Annotated in this window: 14 protein-coding genes; 6 read left to right on the forward strand and 8 right to left on the reverse strand. The window is 73.2% G+C overall.

The genetic code is table 11. From position 1 onward, the window contains the following. Positions 1-164 precede the first annotated feature (164 nt). Positions 165-2,099, forward strand: coding sequence for a peptidoglycan recognition family protein (locus ACH45E_RS21375; RefSeq protein WP_361445161.1), 1,935 nt, complete (start codon positions 165-167; stop codon positions 2,097-2,099). A 17-nt stretch (positions 2,100-2,116) separates the two neighbouring features. Continuing rightward, entirely contained in the window at positions 2,117-2,755 is a 639-nt protein-coding gene (locus tag ACH45E_RS21380) for a hypothetical protein (RefSeq protein ID WP_361445164.1), read from the forward strand. 3 nt (positions 2,756-2,758) lie between these two features. Here the strand turns inward: ACH45E_RS21380 and ACH45E_RS21385 are convergent, their stop codons facing one another. Then, positions 2,759-5,053 (reverse strand): FUSC family protein, encoded by a 2,295-nt coding sequence (locus ACH45E_RS21385; RefSeq protein WP_361445167.1) that lies wholly within the window; start codon positions 5,051-5,053, stop codon positions 2,759-2,761. 78 nt (positions 5,054-5,131) lie between these two features. Then, positions 5,132-5,377, reverse strand: a complete 246-nt coding sequence (locus ACH45E_RS21390; RefSeq protein ID WP_361445170.1) for a WhiB family transcriptional regulator — start codon at positions 5,375-5,377, stop codon at positions 5,132-5,134. Between the two features lie 77 nt (positions 5,378-5,454). Here ACH45E_RS21390 and ACH45E_RS21395 point away from each other — a divergent pair, with 77 nt between their 5' ends. Both ACH45E_RS21395 and ACH45E_RS21400 read left to right on the forward strand, forming a co-directional pair. Beyond that, positions 5,455-6,588, forward strand: coding sequence for an acyltransferase family protein (locus ACH45E_RS21395; protein ID WP_361445173.1), 1,134 nt, complete (start codon positions 5,455-5,457; stop codon positions 6,586-6,588). Positions 6,589-6,615: 27 nt separating this feature from the next. Next, a complete protein-coding gene (locus ACH45E_RS21400) occupies positions 6,616-7,041 on the forward strand; it encodes an ATP-binding protein (RefSeq protein ID WP_361445176.1) in 426 nt (141 codons plus the stop codon). 15 nt (positions 7,042-7,056) lie between these two features. Here ACH45E_RS21400 and ACH45E_RS21405 read toward each other — a convergent pair whose 3' ends face one another. Both ACH45E_RS21405 and ACH45E_RS21410 read right to left on the reverse strand, forming a co-directional pair. Continuing rightward, a complete protein-coding gene (locus ACH45E_RS21405) occupies positions 7,057-7,635 on the reverse strand; it encodes a hypothetical protein (protein WP_361445179.1) in 579 nt (192 codons plus the stop codon). A 121-nt stretch (positions 7,636-7,756) separates the two neighbouring features. Further along, positions 7,757-7,933: a hypothetical protein gene (locus tag ACH45E_RS21410; RefSeq protein WP_361445182.1), complete on the reverse strand. Its 177-nt coding sequence runs from the start codon at positions 7,931-7,933 to the stop codon at positions 7,757-7,759. Positions 7,934-8,067: 134 nt separating this feature from the next. Here ACH45E_RS21410 and ACH45E_RS21415 point away from each other — a divergent pair, with 134 nt between their 5' ends. Next, positions 8,068-8,970: a PhzF family phenazine biosynthesis isomerase gene (locus ACH45E_RS21415; protein ID WP_361445185.1), complete on the forward strand. Its 903-nt coding sequence runs from the start codon at positions 8,068-8,070 to the stop codon at positions 8,968-8,970. Between the two features lie 2 nt (positions 8,971-8,972). On the opposite strand, the gene ACH45E_RS21420 is transcribed toward ACH45E_RS21415, so the two are convergent. Further along, positions 8,973-9,188 carry a hypothetical protein gene (locus ACH45E_RS21420; RefSeq protein ID WP_361445187.1) on the reverse strand — a complete coding sequence of 72 codons (216 nt, stop codon included), beginning with the start codon at positions 9,186-9,188 and terminating at the stop codon, positions 8,973-8,975. Between the two features lie 141 nt (positions 9,189-9,329). Continuing rightward, positions 9,330-10,508 carry a PucR family transcriptional regulator gene (locus ACH45E_RS21425; protein ID WP_399041218.1) on the reverse strand — a complete coding sequence of 393 codons (1,179 nt, stop codon included), beginning with the start codon at positions 10,506-10,508 and terminating at the stop codon, positions 9,330-9,332. A gap of 150 nt (positions 10,509-10,658) precedes the next feature. Here ACH45E_RS21425 and ACH45E_RS21430 point away from each other — a divergent pair, with 150 nt between their 5' ends. Then, positions 10,659-12,146 (forward strand): long-chain fatty acid--CoA ligase, encoded by a 1,488-nt coding sequence (locus ACH45E_RS21430; protein ID WP_361445190.1) that lies wholly within the window; start codon positions 10,659-10,661, stop codon positions 12,144-12,146. Between the two features lie 10 nt (positions 12,147-12,156). On the opposite strand, the gene ACH45E_RS21435 is transcribed toward ACH45E_RS21430, so the two are convergent. Then, positions 12,157-13,239, reverse strand: a complete 1,083-nt coding sequence (locus ACH45E_RS21435) for a substrate-binding domain-containing protein (RefSeq protein WP_361445193.1) — start codon at positions 13,237-13,239, stop codon at positions 12,157-12,159. After that, the gene (locus tag ACH45E_RS21440) at positions 13,236-15,755 is read right to left on the reverse strand and encodes a SpoIIE family protein phosphatase (RefSeq protein WP_361445196.1); all 2,520 of its coding nucleotides are present in this window, start codon (positions 15,753-15,755) and stop codon (positions 13,236-13,238) included. Before ACH45E_RS21440 ends, ACH45E_RS21435 begins: the two co-directional genes overlap by 4 nt. Positions 15,756-15,760: the final 5 nt, after the last annotated feature.

Raw genomic sequence — 15,760 nt, forward strand, 5'->3', positions numbered from 1 at the left:
CCGCCGACCGAGTGGCGTGTGCCGGGCGGCTGGTCCACGTGGTCGACGCTCGGCGCGACGCGGCGCGCGGGGCACGGAAACGTACAAGGGGTGGCGTAAAGGGCAACTTTCCTTGTCCTGCTTGCGCTTGTCCTGTCGCGACGAGCCCGTTGGAGACATCTGCAATGAGAAGACGCGTCGCCCCCCGTGTCCTCGTCGCCGTACGCGAGCACCGTCTGACGGCCTGTGTGGCAGCGTCGGCAGCGCTCCTGATCCCGGTACTGGCCTTCCCCCCGACCGATTCCGAGGAGGCGGCCGACCAGCACCTGCAGAACGACTTCACGGCCGCCGCGGACGAGTTCCACGTGCCGCGCGGTGTGCTGATGGGCGTGTCCTACCTCCAGTCGCGCTGGGACTCCCATCCGGGCGTCCCGAGCGTGAGCGGCGGCTACGGGCCGATGCACCTGGTGGACGCCGACGCGGGGCGGGCCGCCGGGCCGCCGGCCGCACCGCGCGACGCGGGCCGCGCCCAGCCGCCGGCCGAACTGCGCCGGGCCGCCGACCTGATCGGGGTACCGGCGAAGCGGCTGCGCACGGACACCACCGCCAACGTGCGCGGCGGGGCCGCCCTCCTGGCGGCGACCCAGCGACAGCTCGGCAAGCCGCTCAGCGACAACCCGACGGACTGGTGGGACACGGTGGCGCGGTTCTCGGGCACCAGCGACGCGGACGCGGCGGCGACCTACGCCAACGACGTGTTCGGGGTGATCCACAAGGGCGCCCACCGCATCACCGACGCGGCACAGAACGTCACGCTCCCCGCCGACCCCGAGGTGCGCCCGCACGCCTCCCGCCCGGCGGACAAGCGGCCGGAGGAGGTCGAGTGCCCGCCGGAGCTGGCCTGTTCCTGGCTCAGCGCGCCGTACGAGCAGACCGACGACGCCTACGGGAACCACGACCTGGCCGACCGGCCCTGGGACGAGAAGATCGAGTACATCGTCATCCACGACACCGAGGCGTCCCTGAAGTCCATGTTCCAGACGGTGCAGGACCCGACCGAGGCGTCGTGGCACTACTCGATCCGCTCCAGCGACGGCCACGTCACCCAGCACGTCAGGACCAAGGACTCGGCCTGGCACTCCGGCAGCCAGTTCGTCAACGCCCACTCGATCGGCATCGAGCACGAGGGCTTCCTCACCCAGCCCGACGCCTGGTACTCGGAGAAGATGTACCGGTCCTCCGCCCGCCTGGTGCGCTACCTGGCGAAGAAGTACGGCATCCCGCTCGACCGGCAGCACATCTTCGGCCACGACAACGTACCGTCGCCGACCGGTTCGTCCATTCCCGACATGCACGAGGACCCCGGCCCCTACTGGGACTGGCGGCACTACTTCGACCTCCTCGGCGCGCCCCTGCGGGCCACGGCCGGCCCGGACAGCGCCATGGTGATGGTGCTGCCGGACTACGCCACCTACAAACCGCGGTACACGGGCTGCAAGGGTGACGGGGTGCCGTGCGCGCCGCACGGCTCGAGCGCCGTCCGCCTGCACACCGAGCCGAGCGAGAACGCCCCGCTGATCCAGGACCCCGGCCGTCGCCCGGACGGCGAGGACTCCACGGAGGACGTCAGCGACCTGGGGTCGCGGGTCTCCACCGGCCAGACCTACGCGGTCGCCGGCCGCAGCGGCGACTGGACGGCGATCTGGTACCTGGGCCGCAAGGCGTGGTTCAACAACCCGAAGAAACACCCGACGGCCGTGGGCGCGAGCGGCCGGATGGTGACCCCGAAGGAAGGCCTGAGCGAGATCCCGGTGTTCGGGCGTGCCCTCCCGGAGCAGGAGGCCTACCCGGACGGGTTCCCGGAGCAGACCGAGTCACCGCTGCCGTACAGCCTCCTCGCGGGCCAGCGGTACGTGACCCAGGCCGACCTCACCGGTACCGACGTCGACAGATCGTCCTTCGTGGAGTCTCCCCAGCCGGTGATCAACGGCCAGGAGCAGTACTACGAGATCCAGTTCGGTCACCGGCTCGCCTATGTCCGGGCGAGCGACGTGGACGTCGTGACCGCGCCCGCCGCGGCGGGACCGCCGGGACACGCGACGCGCTCCGCCCGGCGGTGACGGGGGCCGGGCCCGGAGTGCCACCGCCTTCGAGGGACGCGCTCAGCACACCCCGGGCGGCGGGGCTGGCGGGCATCCTCTTCGGCCTGCTGCTGGCGGCCGCCATCGTGCTGGTCAGGCTCGCGGTGCCGGCCGATCCGGGGTCCGCCGGCCCCTGGCTGACCGGCTCGCCGCAGCGCACCGCCGTCCAGGTCGCGCTGGACCTGGTGCCGTTCGCGGGGATCGCCTTCCTGTGGTACCTCGCCGCGGTGCGGGACCTGATCGGGGAGCGCGAGGACAGGTTCTACGCCACCGTCTTCATCGGCAGCGGGCTGGTGTTCACGGCCGTTCTGCTGTGCGGGGCCGCGGCCGCCGGGGGGATGCTGGCCACCGCCGGCGACGCGAACCGGCCGCTGTGGGACTTCGGCCACAGCATCGCCTACGCCCTGCTGCTCGAGTACTCGATGCGCATGGCCGCGGTGTTCGTGCTGTGCACCACCACCATCGGAGGAAGGCTGCGCGTGCTGCCGCGCGCCCTGGTGTGGCTGGGCTGGCTGGTCGGGCTGGCACTGATGGTGGGGGCCGGCAACGTGGCCTGGCTGGAGCTGGCGTTCCCGGTGTGGAGTGTGGTCCTCGGCGGATACATGCTGACCGTGGGGGCCGGGACGGCACGGTGAGCGCTATCCGGCAGGCATCCGTGGTGTCGACAGCGAGCGCTCGATGCCGGTGAACTGGCGGTCGATGCCCGTCAGCCACACTTCGAGATCGACGACCGTGGGCAGGGCCGGACGATGCGGCGGTGGCGGGGCGTGCGGCGCACGGCCGGAAGCGGTGCTCCGGGCCCGGCCCAGGGCCTGGTGCGAAAGTCCCGTCGTCCGCCCGGCGGGCGGGCCCGGCGCCCGTCGCGATGGGGGTGCCCCCGCGCGAGTGTGTTCGAGCGTGGGGGAGGCCTGGTGTCGCAGTCGGTGCGTGCTCTGGGCGTGCCGGGCGGGTGGGGGTACCTCCTGGCCGAAGGCTGGAGGAGGGACCTTCGCAACAGGCCCAAGGAGTGCGGCGATCCGGTCGGCGTCCGCCGCTAGCTCCGCCGCCGTCCGGCGGGTCCAGGCGCACGTCGCCCCCGGCACCTCGCCCAGCGTCTCCTCGAAACGCGGCAGCCGTTGTGCCCCCAGCAGGGCCGTGTAGGCCACGACGAGGACCGCGTGCCAGTCGGCGCGCACACCTTCCCGGTTCACGGGCGGCTCACTGCAGAACTGCGCGTAGGCGGACTCCGCCAGGCGCAGACGCTGCTCGAGGGGCCAGGTCCGGGGCGGGGAGGGGCGCCGGTCCGGGGCGGGCAGCAGGGTGTCCACCGTGACGGGGATCAGCGCGCCGCACGAGCGCAGCAGACTCGCCATGGTCCGGTGGACCTCCCGGCGGGCTCCCGCGGGCCAGGCCAGCAGTCCGCACACCAGGCCGATGGCACTGCCGGTGACGACGTCGACCAGGCGTGCCTCGGACAGCCGCCAGGTGGTGGGGGCGATCTGCGCGAAGACGAGCGAGACCACCAGCGTGAACAGCCCCTGCGCGTAGGCGATGCCGAGCAGCGGGCCCAGCGTGAAGGCGATGAGCATGCCGGGCACGAGCAGGGCGGCACAGGCGTCCTGGTGCGGCCCGACCGCGAGGAGCAGCGCGCCGGCCACGACGGCCCCGACCAGGGTGCCGGCCACGGCCTGGCGTACGGCGTGCCAGGTGGCGCCGGCCGTGGTGCGCCCCAGGGTGAGGACCGCCAGGAGGACCCAGAAGCCGTGGGTGAGGTCGAGGCTTCCGGCGACGAGCCGGGCCGCCGCGAGACCGCAGGCGACCCGCGCGGCGTTCTGGAACCACACCGAGCGGGGCGTCATGTTGCCGGCGAGCCGGTACGCCCACAGCCGGGCCGTGGACCGGTCCGCGTACCAGAAGAACTCGTGCGGCGGGTGCGGCGACGGACGGCGCCCGGCGGCGATGCCCACGGCGATCACCGCGATCCAGGTGGACTCGGCCAGGGTCAGCACGATCGCCTGCCGTCGTGCGCCGGCCGTGTCGGGGCCCGGGTCCGCAGGATCCGCGGCGCGACGCGTCCGGTCCGTCTGGAACCGCCGTATCGCCTCCTCCAGCGGGCCGGCCGCCGGTGGCTGCCCGCCGGTGCGCAGGGCCGTGCCCGTGGCGGCGCACATCGAGGCGACCTTCTCCAGGAGGGCCGCCGAGGACCGGTCCGGGACGGGAGGCGTCCCGGCCGGCGCGGACGTCGTGGTGAGGGACGTGAGCTGGTCCAGCGTCCGGCGGGCGGCGGCACCGGCGTGCGACAGCGCCCGGTCCCGGCGGCCCGCGCCGGCCGGGCGTGCACCGGGCGCGATGTGCGACGGCCGCAGCGCCTCGCCGCGGTCGCTGAGGAGGGTGGGCGAGGCGTGCGCCGGTTCGGCCGCCGCCCGGGCCGCCGTCTCAAGCGCGTCGGCGAGACGCGTCCGGTAGCTCTCGGCGGGCGGCCCGGGCAGGAGGAGGGCCTGGCACAGCGCGATGAGGACGACGCCCACGGCCAGCCCGGTCAGCCGGGCGCCCAGTGTCTGCGGGGCGTAGGGCGGGAAGCACGCCAGGATGTAGAAGAGCTGGAGTGCGGGCGCGGCTCCCGCCGGACGCGGGCCGGCCACCGCGGCGAAGCTCAGCAGGAAGCCGGTGACGAGCATGCCGGCCACGGCCGCCGCGGTGCTCGCCGCGAACGCCGTGCCGAGGGCGACCAGCAGCGCCCCGAACGGCAGGGTCCGCAGCGTGACCCACGCCTGCTCGCGGCCGGTCCCGGGGATGGCGGACAGCACGCCGAGCGCGATGGGCGCGAAGAGGGCGTAGAGCGCCGCGACGGGCTGCCCGAGGCCGTAGAGGAGCACGAGGAAGCCGGTGCCCGCCGCGCAGCTGACCTGGATCGATCGCCGTACGATCACCGCCCGGTCCGGCCGACGCGCCATGCCTCCCATTCTCGGCCCGCCGTGGACCGGGCGCACGAGCTGGCGCGACCGCGGGCCGCACGTCACTGGCCGAGGGCGTCAGTGGTCGAGGGCGGTGCCTCTCGCCGGTGACAGCGAGCGTCGCTGCCCCGCGGTCAGTCCGCCCCAGACGCCCTCGTACTCGCGGTTGCGCAGCGCCCAGGCCCGGCATTCGTGCAGTACGGGGCAGCGGCGGCAGATGTCTCTGGCCTGCTCTATCTGCATCAAGGACGCGCCCTCTTCACTGACCGGGAAGAAGAGCTCGGGATCCTCGAAACGACAGGCGGCCCATGTACGCCAGTTCACGGTGGTGCCCTCCACCTGGTGTTTACGTCGTTCGGAAGCGGTGAGACGGCTGGGATGCATCCTGCGCAGGTGACCTGGTGAGCGAAACCGTACAGGCCGTATCGGTCCATGGCAGCCCCGCGCGCGAGACAAGGCCCGCACCGCGCACGCCACCCGTTGGCGTCGAGGGGCGGGACGCCTTCTTCGACAACGCCAAGTACCTGGCGATCGTGCTGGTGGCGATGGGACACGCCTGGGAGCCGCTGCGGTCCGGCAGTCGTGCCGTCACCGCGCTCTACATGGTCGTCTACGCCTTCCACATGCCCGCGTTCATCGTCGTCTCCGGCTACTTCTCACGCGGTTTCGACGCGAGTCCGGCCAAGATCAAGCGTCTGGTCACCGGGCTCGTCGTGCCGTACGTCGTCTTCGAGACGGCGTACACCCTGTTCACCAGGTGGAGCGACGGGGCCTGGGACCGGCCGGTCAGCCTGCTCGACCCGCTGTATCTGACGTGGTTCCTGGCGGCGTTGTTCATCTGGCGGCTGACCACACCCCTGTGGCTGCGGGTGCGCCATCCGCTGCCGCTCGCGCTCGGCATCGCGGCGCTGGCGACGCTGTCGCCGTCCATCGGGAGCGATCTGGACCTGCAGCGGACCCTGCAGTTCCTGCCCTACTTCGTGCTGGGGCTGTGTCTGCGGCCGGAGCACTTCCGGCTGGTGCGCCGCCGTGCGGTCCGCGTCGTGGCGGCCGTGGCCCTCGCGGGCGCGCTCGCCCTGGCCTACTGGGCGGCACCCCGGTTCGACTACGCCTGGTTCTTCCACCGCGACAGCGCCGCGGACCTGGGCGTGCCCGCCTGGTACGGGCCGGTCATGACCCTGGCCGTGTTCGGCTGCTCGCTGACCCTGGTCGCCTGCTTCCTCGCCTGGGTGCCCGGCCGCCGCACATGGTTCACCGCGCTGGGCGCGGGCACCCTCTACGGCTATCTGCTGCACGGCTTCGTCGTCCAGGCCGCGAACCACTGGAACTGGTCCCGGTTCGGCCGGCCCCATGACCCGCTCGGCGAGCTGGCCGTCACCCTCGTCGCGGGCCTGGTGGTCACCGCCCTGTGCACCGCTCCGGTACGCCGTGTCTTCCGCTGCGTGGTGGAGCCCCGGCTGGACCGGGCGTTCCGCCGGGATCCGGTCCGGGCGGCGTCCTCGCGTCAAAGCCCGGACGGTGGGTATACGCGCTGACACGGCCACGGCAGGGAGGCGACGGGTGTGAGCGATTCTTCACTGAGGGCGGTGGGCTGGGCGCGTTCGCTGCCGCTCGACAGCAGTGTCAAGACGGCGCGTGACTGGGCGCGCGGCCATCTGCGCTCGCTGGGCTGGACGGAGTCGGCGCCCGACACCGTGGACGACGTGCTGCTGACCATCTCGGAGCTGGTCACCAACGCCCATGTGCACGCGCGCAGCGCCGCGCACCTCGTACTGACGTGGGACAGCCGGTGCCTGCACGTCTCCGTCCACGACTCCTCCCCGCTGCTGCCCACTCCCCGCCCGCCCTCCGCGGAGCGCACGGGCGGGCGGGGCATGCTCCTCATCGACGCGCTGGCCGACACCTGGCAGGCCCGGCCCTGCCCCGACGGGAAGATCGTCCACGCCTGCTTCCGGCCGCCCGCCGCCGCGCCGGGGAGTCGTCGCTGACGGAAGCTGTTCCGCTCACCAGGTGTGGGCGACGTCCACCACCAGCTTGCCGGGCAGCGTCAGCACCCGGAACGGAAGCCGCGCCCGCACCCCGAGCCCGACCTGCGTGACACCCTCGAAGCTGGAGCCGAACCTGGTGTCGCGGAAGGTGCGGTAGCCCGTCAGGTCGACGCCGGGCAGTGCCTTGCCGGGCCGGCCGGGGTAGGTCACGCGGCCCGTCTGAGGGTCGTACACGGTGGCGCCGACGTGGATGTCGAGGATCGCCCCGCCGGAGACCGGTATCACCTCGTCGGACGGATCCTGGCGGAACACGTCGACGTACGCGACGGTGGAGGCCACCGGGTCGGTGCCCGAACCGACGTCGAAGACGATGCGGTCGTAGCAGTCGTGCCGCCCGGTCCGGATGTCGGTCAGCGCGTGCGGCGCCAATACGGCCGTACCGTGCTTGGACAGGCTGCCCCAGCCCGTCGGGCACGCGGTCGCGGCCGTGCCGGCGGTCCGGCCGGCGGCGGATGCCGTCGGGGCCGCCAGGCCCACGGATCCCACTGCCACCAGCACGGCCGCCGCAGCCGCCAGCTGTCGTCCCTTGCGCATGATTTCCCCCTTGCTGTGGTGGTTTCCCACGCTGTGTCACCTCTATGACTTCCGGCCCGCCCGATTGGTTGTGCGGCTGCCGGGTCGCAGATGTGAGCGCGCCGGAAACGCCGGCGGGGGGTCACCGTCTGGGGCCGCGCACGGTCCACGCGCTGCCGATGCCCGCGAGGTGCAGAGCGAGCAGGGTGAGGCCGAGAAGCATGACGTTGGTCGAGGTGAAGGTGTCGTTGGTCGAGATGTCGGCCGCGTTGATCAGGAAGGCGATGAAGAACAGAACCGCGGAGATGATGGCCAGCATGAGATGCGTCCCTTCGCCGGAAGTAGTCACCGCAGCGCGTCGCGGTGCGCGCGGTCCCGTCCCGGATGCCCGCAACTCGTCGGCGCACACGGGCGGTTCAGGCTCGCCGCCGCGACATGTGGCACCGTGGGGCCATGACCACCGACAACGACGGGGCGGGCCCCGCGAACCAGTCCGGGCCGCCGGCCGAAACCCTGCGCTACGCGGCCTTCACCCACGATCCCGCGGGCGGTAATCCGGCCGGCGTGGTGCTCGACGCCTCCGGGCTCGACGACGCCGGGATGCTCGCGATCGCCGCCGACGTGGGCTACTCCGAGACGGCCTTCGTGACCCGGCGCGACGAGGCGGCGCGGCGGTTCCAGGTCCGTTACTTCAGCCCGCTCGCCGAGGTGGCCTTCTGCGGGCACGCCACCGTGGCCCTGGCCGTCGCCCTGGCCGAGCGGCTGGGCGCGGGCGACATCGTCCTGGACACTCCGGCGGGTGAGATACCGGTGGCCACCGGCGTGGGCGACGACGGCACCGTACGGGCCACCCTGACGAGCGTTCCGACCCGTTCACGTCCCGCCACCGACGCCGAACTGGAGCCGGCGCTCAAGGCCCTGGGCTGGGCCCTGGGCGATCTCGACCCGGCGCTGCCGGCGCACGTGGCGTTCGGCGGGAACGACCATCTGGTGCTGGCCGCCGCCACCCGCGAGCGGCTCGCGGACCTGGAGTACGACTTCGACGCTCTCGCCGCACTGATGCACCAGCACGGGTGGACGACCGTCCATCTGGTCTGGCGGGAGTCGCCGGAACGCTTCCACGCCAGGGACCCCTTCCCCGTCGGCGGCGTGGTGGAGGATCCGGCGACGGGAGCGGCGGCGGCGGCCTTCGGCGGGTACCTGCGCACGCTGGGCCTGGTCACCGGACCGGCCACGATCACCGTCCGTCAGGGGGAGGACATGGGGCGCCCGAGCGACCTGCTGATCGACGTGACCCCGCAGGACGCCCGCACCCGGGTCAGCGGGCAGGCCGTGCCGATGACCGCCGGGTTCTGAGGCTATTCGGAGCGGTCTCTCATGACGCGCGCCGCCGCCTCGCTCTCGGCGGCGGCGGGCGACAGCTCGCTCAGCGTGTCGAGGTCGGTGTCGACCTCCAGCTCCGTCTCCCAGGCGGCGGCGAGTCTCTCCTGCTCCTCGCGTGACTGCTTCTGGACCAGTTCCCGGTCGTGCGGGCTCAGGGCGGCCAAGAATCGCTCGACGGTGTCGATCGGCATCCTGTTCTCCTCGGTGACGGAAACCGGTGGCGGAAACCCGGTGACGGAACCCGGACCCCAGCCGAATGGTCCGGGCCGCGGGCGGGAGCGGAGCCGGACCCAGCCGGTGATTCGCCCGCGTTCACCCGCGCGGACGAAGCGTCATGCCGTCACATGGCCGACCGGACGGGTGACCGCGAGGAGTGCGGCACGGAAGTCCGCCGCCGTCAGCGGGTCGGAGAGAGTGCGGCCGGTCAGTTCCTCGACGCGGCGCAGCCGGTAGCGGACGGTGTTGGGGTGCACGAAGAGGCTGTGGGCCGCGCCGGCCGCGGAACCGGCCGCGGCGAACCAGTGCTCCAGGGTTTCCAGGAGGCGGGCGCGTTCCGGGGCGGGCAGGTCGAGGACGGGCCCCAGGGCGACCGTGGCCAGGTGGGCCGCCTCGGCCGGGGCGGCGGCGATCACCATGGCGAGGGGGTCGTCGTCGAACCTCGCGACACCCGGTCCGGCGCCCGGCAGGCCGGCCAGGGCCAGCCGGGCGAAGCGCAGCGCCTGCGGGGTGTCGCGCAGGGAGTCGAAGCCGGGGCTGATGCCCACGCGGGCGTGCGCGCGGCGCAGGGCGCGCACGGCGGTGTTCTCCGCGGCCGGCGTGGCCAGGGCGACCAGGCCGATCTGCTGGTCGGGCAGCAACCGCCAGGCGGACGGCAGACCGGCCTGCCGCAGGGCTGCCTCCGTGCCGGCCAGGGGCTCCGTGCCCGGCGCCGCGGATTCGGCGGCGACGACCGCGTACGGTCCGCGCTCGGGCATGCCCAGCTCGCGGACGGCTTCCAGCAGGGTCGTGCGGTCGGCGATGGCGCCCGTGAGGAGCGCTTCCACCAGCGCCGAGCGCCGGGCCTGGCGTCGCAGGGACAGTTCGGCGGTGGTCTCCCGATGGGCCTGAGCCACAGCCTCGGCGTAGCGGCCGAACAGCGCCCAGATCTGGGCGGACCCGGCGACCAGCTCGGTGTCGGAGACCTCCGGATGGGCGCGTGCCTCCTCCAGGATCCGCGACCACAGGAACTCGAAGCCGATCCGGTAGGCGTGCAGGGTGTCGGCGAGCGGCATGCCGTACTCGGCGCGGATGCGGCCGGTCTCCCGGGCCGGGCCTGGGTCCGGGGCCTCGGCGGGGTGGAAGTGCCTGAGGACGAGGTCGGCGTTGGCGGTGCACGAGCGGCGCAGGGAGTCGAAGGGGATGAGCGTCTCGTCCTGGTAGGCCTCGACGTCCGAGCGGATGCGCTTCGCGAGCCGTTCGCCGAGTTCCGGCAGCCGGGCATGGACCGCCGCGACCACGTCCGAGAAATCCATTGCCGCAGTGTAGCGGCGGGTTTTTGTTCCCCGGAACAACCGGGGGCGGGGGACGCTGTCGGCCCTCCCATAGGTCGCCGGGGGCGGCGCCAGCACCATGTCGTGAACGTGAACGGCGGATTTCGACGGTGTCATGCGTGGAGGCGGGTCATGCCCAATCTGGCGGAGTTCCTGGTACGGACGGCGGCGCGGCAGCCGGAGCGCCCCGCGCTGCGGCTGGGCACGCGGGTCACCACGTACGCCGAGCTGGACGAGCGCACCGCCCGCGCCGCCGCGCTGCTGCGGGCCGAAGGGGTACGGCCGGGCGACCGGGTGGCCCTGATGCTGCCGAACGTCCCGGAGTTCGTCGTGCTGTACTACGGCGTGCTGCGGGCCGGGGCGATCGTCGTGCCGATGAACCCGCTGCTGAAGACGCGCGAGACCGAGTTCCACCTGAAGGACTCCGGGGCCGTACTGCTGTTCGAGTGGCATCAGGCGCCCGGCGAGGGTGCCCAGGGGGCGGCCGCCGCCGGGGTGCCGCACCTCCGCGTCGAGCCCGCTGCCTTCGACGCGCTGCTGGCCGGGCACGAGCCGCTGACCGGGGTGACGGACACGGCCGGCGACGACGTGGCCGTCCTGCTCTACACCTCAGGCACCACCGGGCGGCCCAAGGGCGCCGCGCTCACCCATGCCGGGCTGCGGCACAACACCGAGGTCAACACCGTCCATGTGCAGCGCATGACGCCCGATGACGTGGTGGTCGGCTGTCTGCCGCTGTTCCACATCTTCGGGCAGGTCTGCGCCATGAGCGTGACCGTGCACAGCGGCGCCTCGCTCACCCTCGTCCCCCGCTTCGATGCGGGGACCGTCCTGGAGGCCATCGCCCGGGACCGGGCCACGGTGTTCGAAGGCGTACCGACGATGTACGCGGCGCTGCTCCAGCATCCGGGGGAGGCGGACGTGTCGACGCTGCGCACGTGCGTCTCCGGTGGTGCCTCGCTGCCCGTGGAGGTGCTGCACGGGTTCGAGCGGCGCTTCGGCTGCATGGTGCTGGAGGGCTTCGGCATGTCCGAGACGAGCCCGGTGGTCTCCTTCAACCACCCCGACCGGCCGCGCAAGCCGGGATCGGTCGGCACCCCGATCCGGGACGTGGAGGTCCGGCTGCTGGACGACCGGGGCGAGGAGGTGGCTCCGGGCGAGATCGGTGAACTGGCCGTGCGCGGGCCGAATCTCATGAAGGGCTACTGGAACCTGCCCGAGGAGACCGCGGCCGCCATGCCCGACGGCTGGCTGCGCAGCGGCGACCTCGCCCGGCGGGACGAGGACGGCTATCTGTACATCGTCGACCGCAAGAAGGACATGATCATCCGCGGCGGCTACAACGTCTACCCCCGCGAGATCGAGGAGGTGCTGCACGAGCACCCGGCGGTCGCGCTGGCGGCCGTGGTGGGCATACCGCACGAGCGGCTCGGCGAGGAGATCGCCGCCGCGGTCGTGCTGCGGCCGGCCGCCCGGGCCACGCCCGCCGAACTCCAGCAGTTCGTCAAGGACAGGGTGGCGGCGTACAAGTATCCGCGCGCCGTGTGGCTCGTGGACGCGCTGCCGACCGGGCCCAGCGGCAAGATCCTCAAGCGGGAGATCGGCGCGCCGGCGGGATGAGCGGCAAAGCTCACGGGAGCAGCCCGGCCTTGTCGCAGGCGGGCCGTAGCTGCCGGGTGCAGATCTGGTCGACGGTGTAGACGCGGCCTTTGACGAGCATCCGGCCGATGTCGCGGGCCGTCACGGCCCTCGGGGTGAGCAGGACGGCCGGGATGCCCCGGGTGGTGGGGCTGTCCGTGGTCGTCGTGGCGATGTCCCGCGGATTCCCGCCGCGTCCCAGGGTGACGGCCATGGCGGCGGCCGCGTCCGCTTCCGCCTTGAAGGGTTTGTACACCGTCATGTACTGCTCGCCCTTGACGATCCGCCGTACGGCGTCGAGTTCGGCGTCCTGGCCGGTGACGGGGGGAAGGGTCCGGACCCGGGCGCTCTTGAGGGCGGAGATGACGCCCGCGGCCATGGCGTCGTTGGCGGCCAGGACGCCGCCGATCCGGTCCGGGCCCAGGGCCGCGATGGCGGCGGCCATGTTGGCGTGGGCGTTCTCCGTGTTCCAGCCCGGGGTGTCGTACGACCTGCCGATCCGCACCTTGCCGTCCAGGACGGACAGCGCGCCCTTCCGGTACCACGCGGCGTTGGGGCTGACCGGATCGCCGTTCATCATGACGACGCTTCCGCGCCTCGCGTCGTCGCCCATGGCCCTGAGGAGTGCCTTGGCCTGGAGCCTGCCGACCTGCGCGCCGTCGAAAGTGACATAGCCCGAGATCGGGCCTTCGGCGAGCCGGTCGTAGGCGACGACATGCACACCCGCCCTGCGTGCCTGCTGGATCGAGGAGCGGACCGCCCTGGTGTCGGCGGCGTCGACGATCAGGACCCGCACCCCCTTGGTGATCATGGAGATCATCTGCTGGCTCTGCCGTGTGGCGTCGTTCTCGGCGTTGGCGTACGCCACGGAGCAGTCGGGGCACAGCTGCTTCACCCGCTTCTCGATCAGCGGCTTGTCGAAGCGCTCCCAGCGGGGCAGTTCCCGGCTCGGGAGCAGCAGGCCGACGGTGAAACGGCCGCCGCCCGCCTCGCCGTCCCGGCCGCAGGCGGCCAGGGGTACCGCCACCAGCCCGGCGACGAGCGCCGCGACCACCTGCAGCATCCGGGTTCTCATGACCAGCCCCCTCGGTCCGTGCCGGATCCGGGGCCCGCGCCGGCCGGCTCGCGCCCCGGTACGACGAGTTCGCTCCACACCTGCTTGCCGTGGGCCACCGGCATCGAGCCGAAGGACTCCGACATCGCTTCGACCAGGAGCAGTCCCCGGCCGCCGGTGGACTCCCAGTCCACGATGACCGGCTTGGCGGGTGCGCGCGGAGAGGAGTCGCTGACGCTGACCCGCACCCGGTCGCCGCGCAGGATCAGGTCGACGTGGACCGGCCCCTGGGTGTGCACCAGGGCGTTGGTGACGAGTTCGGAGACGACCAGCAGCACCGCGTCGGCGACGTCCTCGACCTTCCAGCGGCGCAGGGTGCGCGCGGTGAAGCGACGGGCGTGCATGACCGCGTCGGGCAGCCGCCACACCGCCCATCCGGCCCGTATCGGCCGGGTCGTCATGCCGTCGTAGCGCAGCAGCAGCAGCGCCACGTCGTCCTCGCGCCGGCCCGCGTCGCCCAGCAGCTGATCGGCCACCCGCCCCGGATCCGACGGATCGGCCGCGGCGAGCGCGGCGCGCGTGCGGTGCATGCCCTCGTCCAGGGGCAGGTCGGCCGCTTCGACCAGACCGTCGGTGACCAGGGCGAGCATCGTGCCGGGGGCGAGCGCGACCGAGGTCATGGGGAACTCCGCGTCCGCCGAGATGCCCAGCGGGAGGGCGCCCTCGACCTGCACCTCCTCGGTGCTGCCGTCGGGATGGCGGATCAGCGGTGCGAGGTGTCCGGCCCGGACGAACAGGGTGTTGCCCTCCTCCAGGTCCAGTTCGGCGTAGCAGCAGGTGGCGAAGAGGTCGGTCTCCATGCCGACGAGGAGCCGGTTGGCGTGCGAGACGACCACGTCGGGCGGGTGCCCCTCCACCGCGTACGCCCTGACCGCGGTACGCATCTGGCCCATGATCGTGGCGGCTCCGGCGCTGTGTCCCTGCACGTCGCCGATGACCAGCGCCACCCGGTCCTCGGAGAGGGCGATGACGTCGTACCAGTCGCCGCCCACCTCGAGGCCCCGCCGGGCGGGCAGGTAGCGGGCGACGGCCGTGCCGCCGGGCAGTTCGGGCAGACGCCGGGGCAGCAGGCTGCGCTGGAGCATCGACGCGAGCTCCTGCTCGGCGTCGTGCGCGTGCGCGCGTTTGAGGGCCTGCCCGACCAGCGCCGCGGTGGCGGTCAGCAGGGACCGCTCCTCGGGGACGAACTCGTGCGCGGCGTCCCAGCCGATCAGGCACACGCCGGCGGTCCGGCCCTTGGCGGGCAGCGGCAGGACGGCCAGTCCCCCGGGGCCGATTCCCACGAGTCCGGGTTCGAGGGCCGTGCCGGCCGGACACAGACCTATCCGTCCCTCCCGCAAAACCGTCTGCAGGGTGGGCAGGGCACTGACCGGTGTGTCGGGCCAGTCGGGACGCCATGCCTCCGGCCAGGAACCGGCCTGCGGCGGGTCCAGCACGGTGATCGTGAGCCGGTCGTCCTGCAACTCGGCGAGCGCCACCCGGTCGGCGCACAGCGGCTCACGCAGTGCGGTGACCACCACCCGGCTGACGTCGGGCACACTCGCGGCATCGTCGAGCGCCGCGGTCAGCCACTGGATCCGGGAGACGTCGTCGGTGCTGCGGGGCAGGACGGAGGTCGCCGTCACCACTCCCAGCACCTGGCCCGGCCGGGCGTCGGTGCTCGCCGCCACCCGGCAGCTCAGGCTCAGCCAGCGCACCTCACCGGTGGGGCGGCGGACCCGGAACTCCAGCTCCCGGCGTCCGATCGCCTGGGCCGAGGGCTCCAGGACCGACATGAGCGCGTGCATGTCCTCGGGGAGGGCGTGGGCGAGCAAGGTGTCCGCCTTGCCGTCGAAGCCGTCGGGGGTGATGCCGACCAGGTCGAGCAGGGTCTCGTCCGCCTCGATCAGACCCGTGTCCGGCACCAGGACGAAGGAGCCGACGCGCAGGCTGCGCAGCGCGGGATCCAGCAACCGCGGCGGCGCCGGCTCCCCGGCCCGGGCGTGCAGCAGGCCGGCGACCGCGTCGGCGTAGCGCTCCAGGAAGCGCTGCTGCTCGGGTTCGAATCCGGCCACGCCGGCACTCACGACGACGAGGCAGCCCAGCCGTCCGTCCCCCGCCAGCAGGGGCAGCGCGCCGAGCGACACCTCGCCCGGCGGCGGCGCGGGGCCGCCCTCCGAGAAGCCGGACAGTGCCGCCGGGGTCAGCCACAGCGGGCGGCCGGTGTGCAGGGCGTGCGCCGCGGGTGAGCCACCGGTCGCGGTCAGACGGTCGGGCAGCCGGTACGCGGAACCGGCGGATCCGGCGGTCTCGACCAGCCGGAGCTCCTGCCCGGCGCCGGATGCGTAGACCGCGGCCAGCGCGGCTCCGGCGAACGTCAGAGCGCGCGCACTCGCGGCGGCCTCCGGCACCGGAGGCGGTGAGCCGGTGTCCGCGAGGCCGGCCTCGTACGCCCGCAGGTGCGAGACCGCGGCCCGCGCACCGCCGTCATGAGGCATGTCCG

Source organism: Streptomyces sp. NPDC020299 (assembly GCF_044387825.1).
In the GTDB taxonomy this organism is placed as follows: Bacteria; Actinomycetota; Actinomycetes; order Streptomycetales; family Streptomycetaceae; genus Streptomyces.

Coding starts and splice junctions, on each gene's coding strand:
- ACH45E_RS21385 (WP_361445167.1), bottom strand. CDS start 5,053: ATGGCGCGTCGGCCGGACCGGGCGGTGATCGTACGGCGATCGATCCAG.
- ACH45E_RS21420 (WP_361445187.1), bottom strand. CDS start 9,188: ATGCCGATCGACACCGTCGAGCGATTCTTGGCCGCCCTGAGCCCGCAC.
- ACH45E_RS21415 (WP_361445185.1), top strand. CDS start 8,068: ATGACCACCGACAACGACGGGGCGGGCCCCGCGAACCAGTCCGGGCCG.
- ACH45E_RS21430 (WP_361445190.1), top strand. CDS start 10,659: ATGCCCAATCTGGCGGAGTTCCTGGTACGGACGGCGGCGCGGCAGCCG.
- ACH45E_RS21375 (WP_361445161.1), top strand. CDS start 165: ATGAGAAGACGCGTCGCCCCCCGTGTCCTCGTCGCCGTACGCGAGCAC.
- ACH45E_RS21440 (WP_361445196.1), bottom strand. CDS start 15,755: ATGCCTCATGACGGCGGTGCGCGGGCCGCGGTCTCGCACCTGCGGGCG.
- ACH45E_RS21435 (WP_361445193.1), bottom strand. CDS start 13,239: ATGAGAACCCGGATGCTGCAGGTGGTCGCGGCGCTCGTCGCCGGGCTG.
- ACH45E_RS21405 (WP_361445179.1), bottom strand. CDS start 7,635: ATGCGCAAGGGACGACAGCTGGCGGCTGCGGCGGCCGTGCTGGTGGCA.
- ACH45E_RS21425 (WP_399041218.1), bottom strand. CDS start 10,508: ATGGATTTCTCGGACGTGGTCGCGGCGGTCCATGCCCGGCTGCCGGAA.
- ACH45E_RS21410 (WP_361445182.1), bottom strand. CDS start 7,933: ATGCTGGCCATCATCTCCGCGGTTCTGTTCTTCATCGCCTTCCTGATC.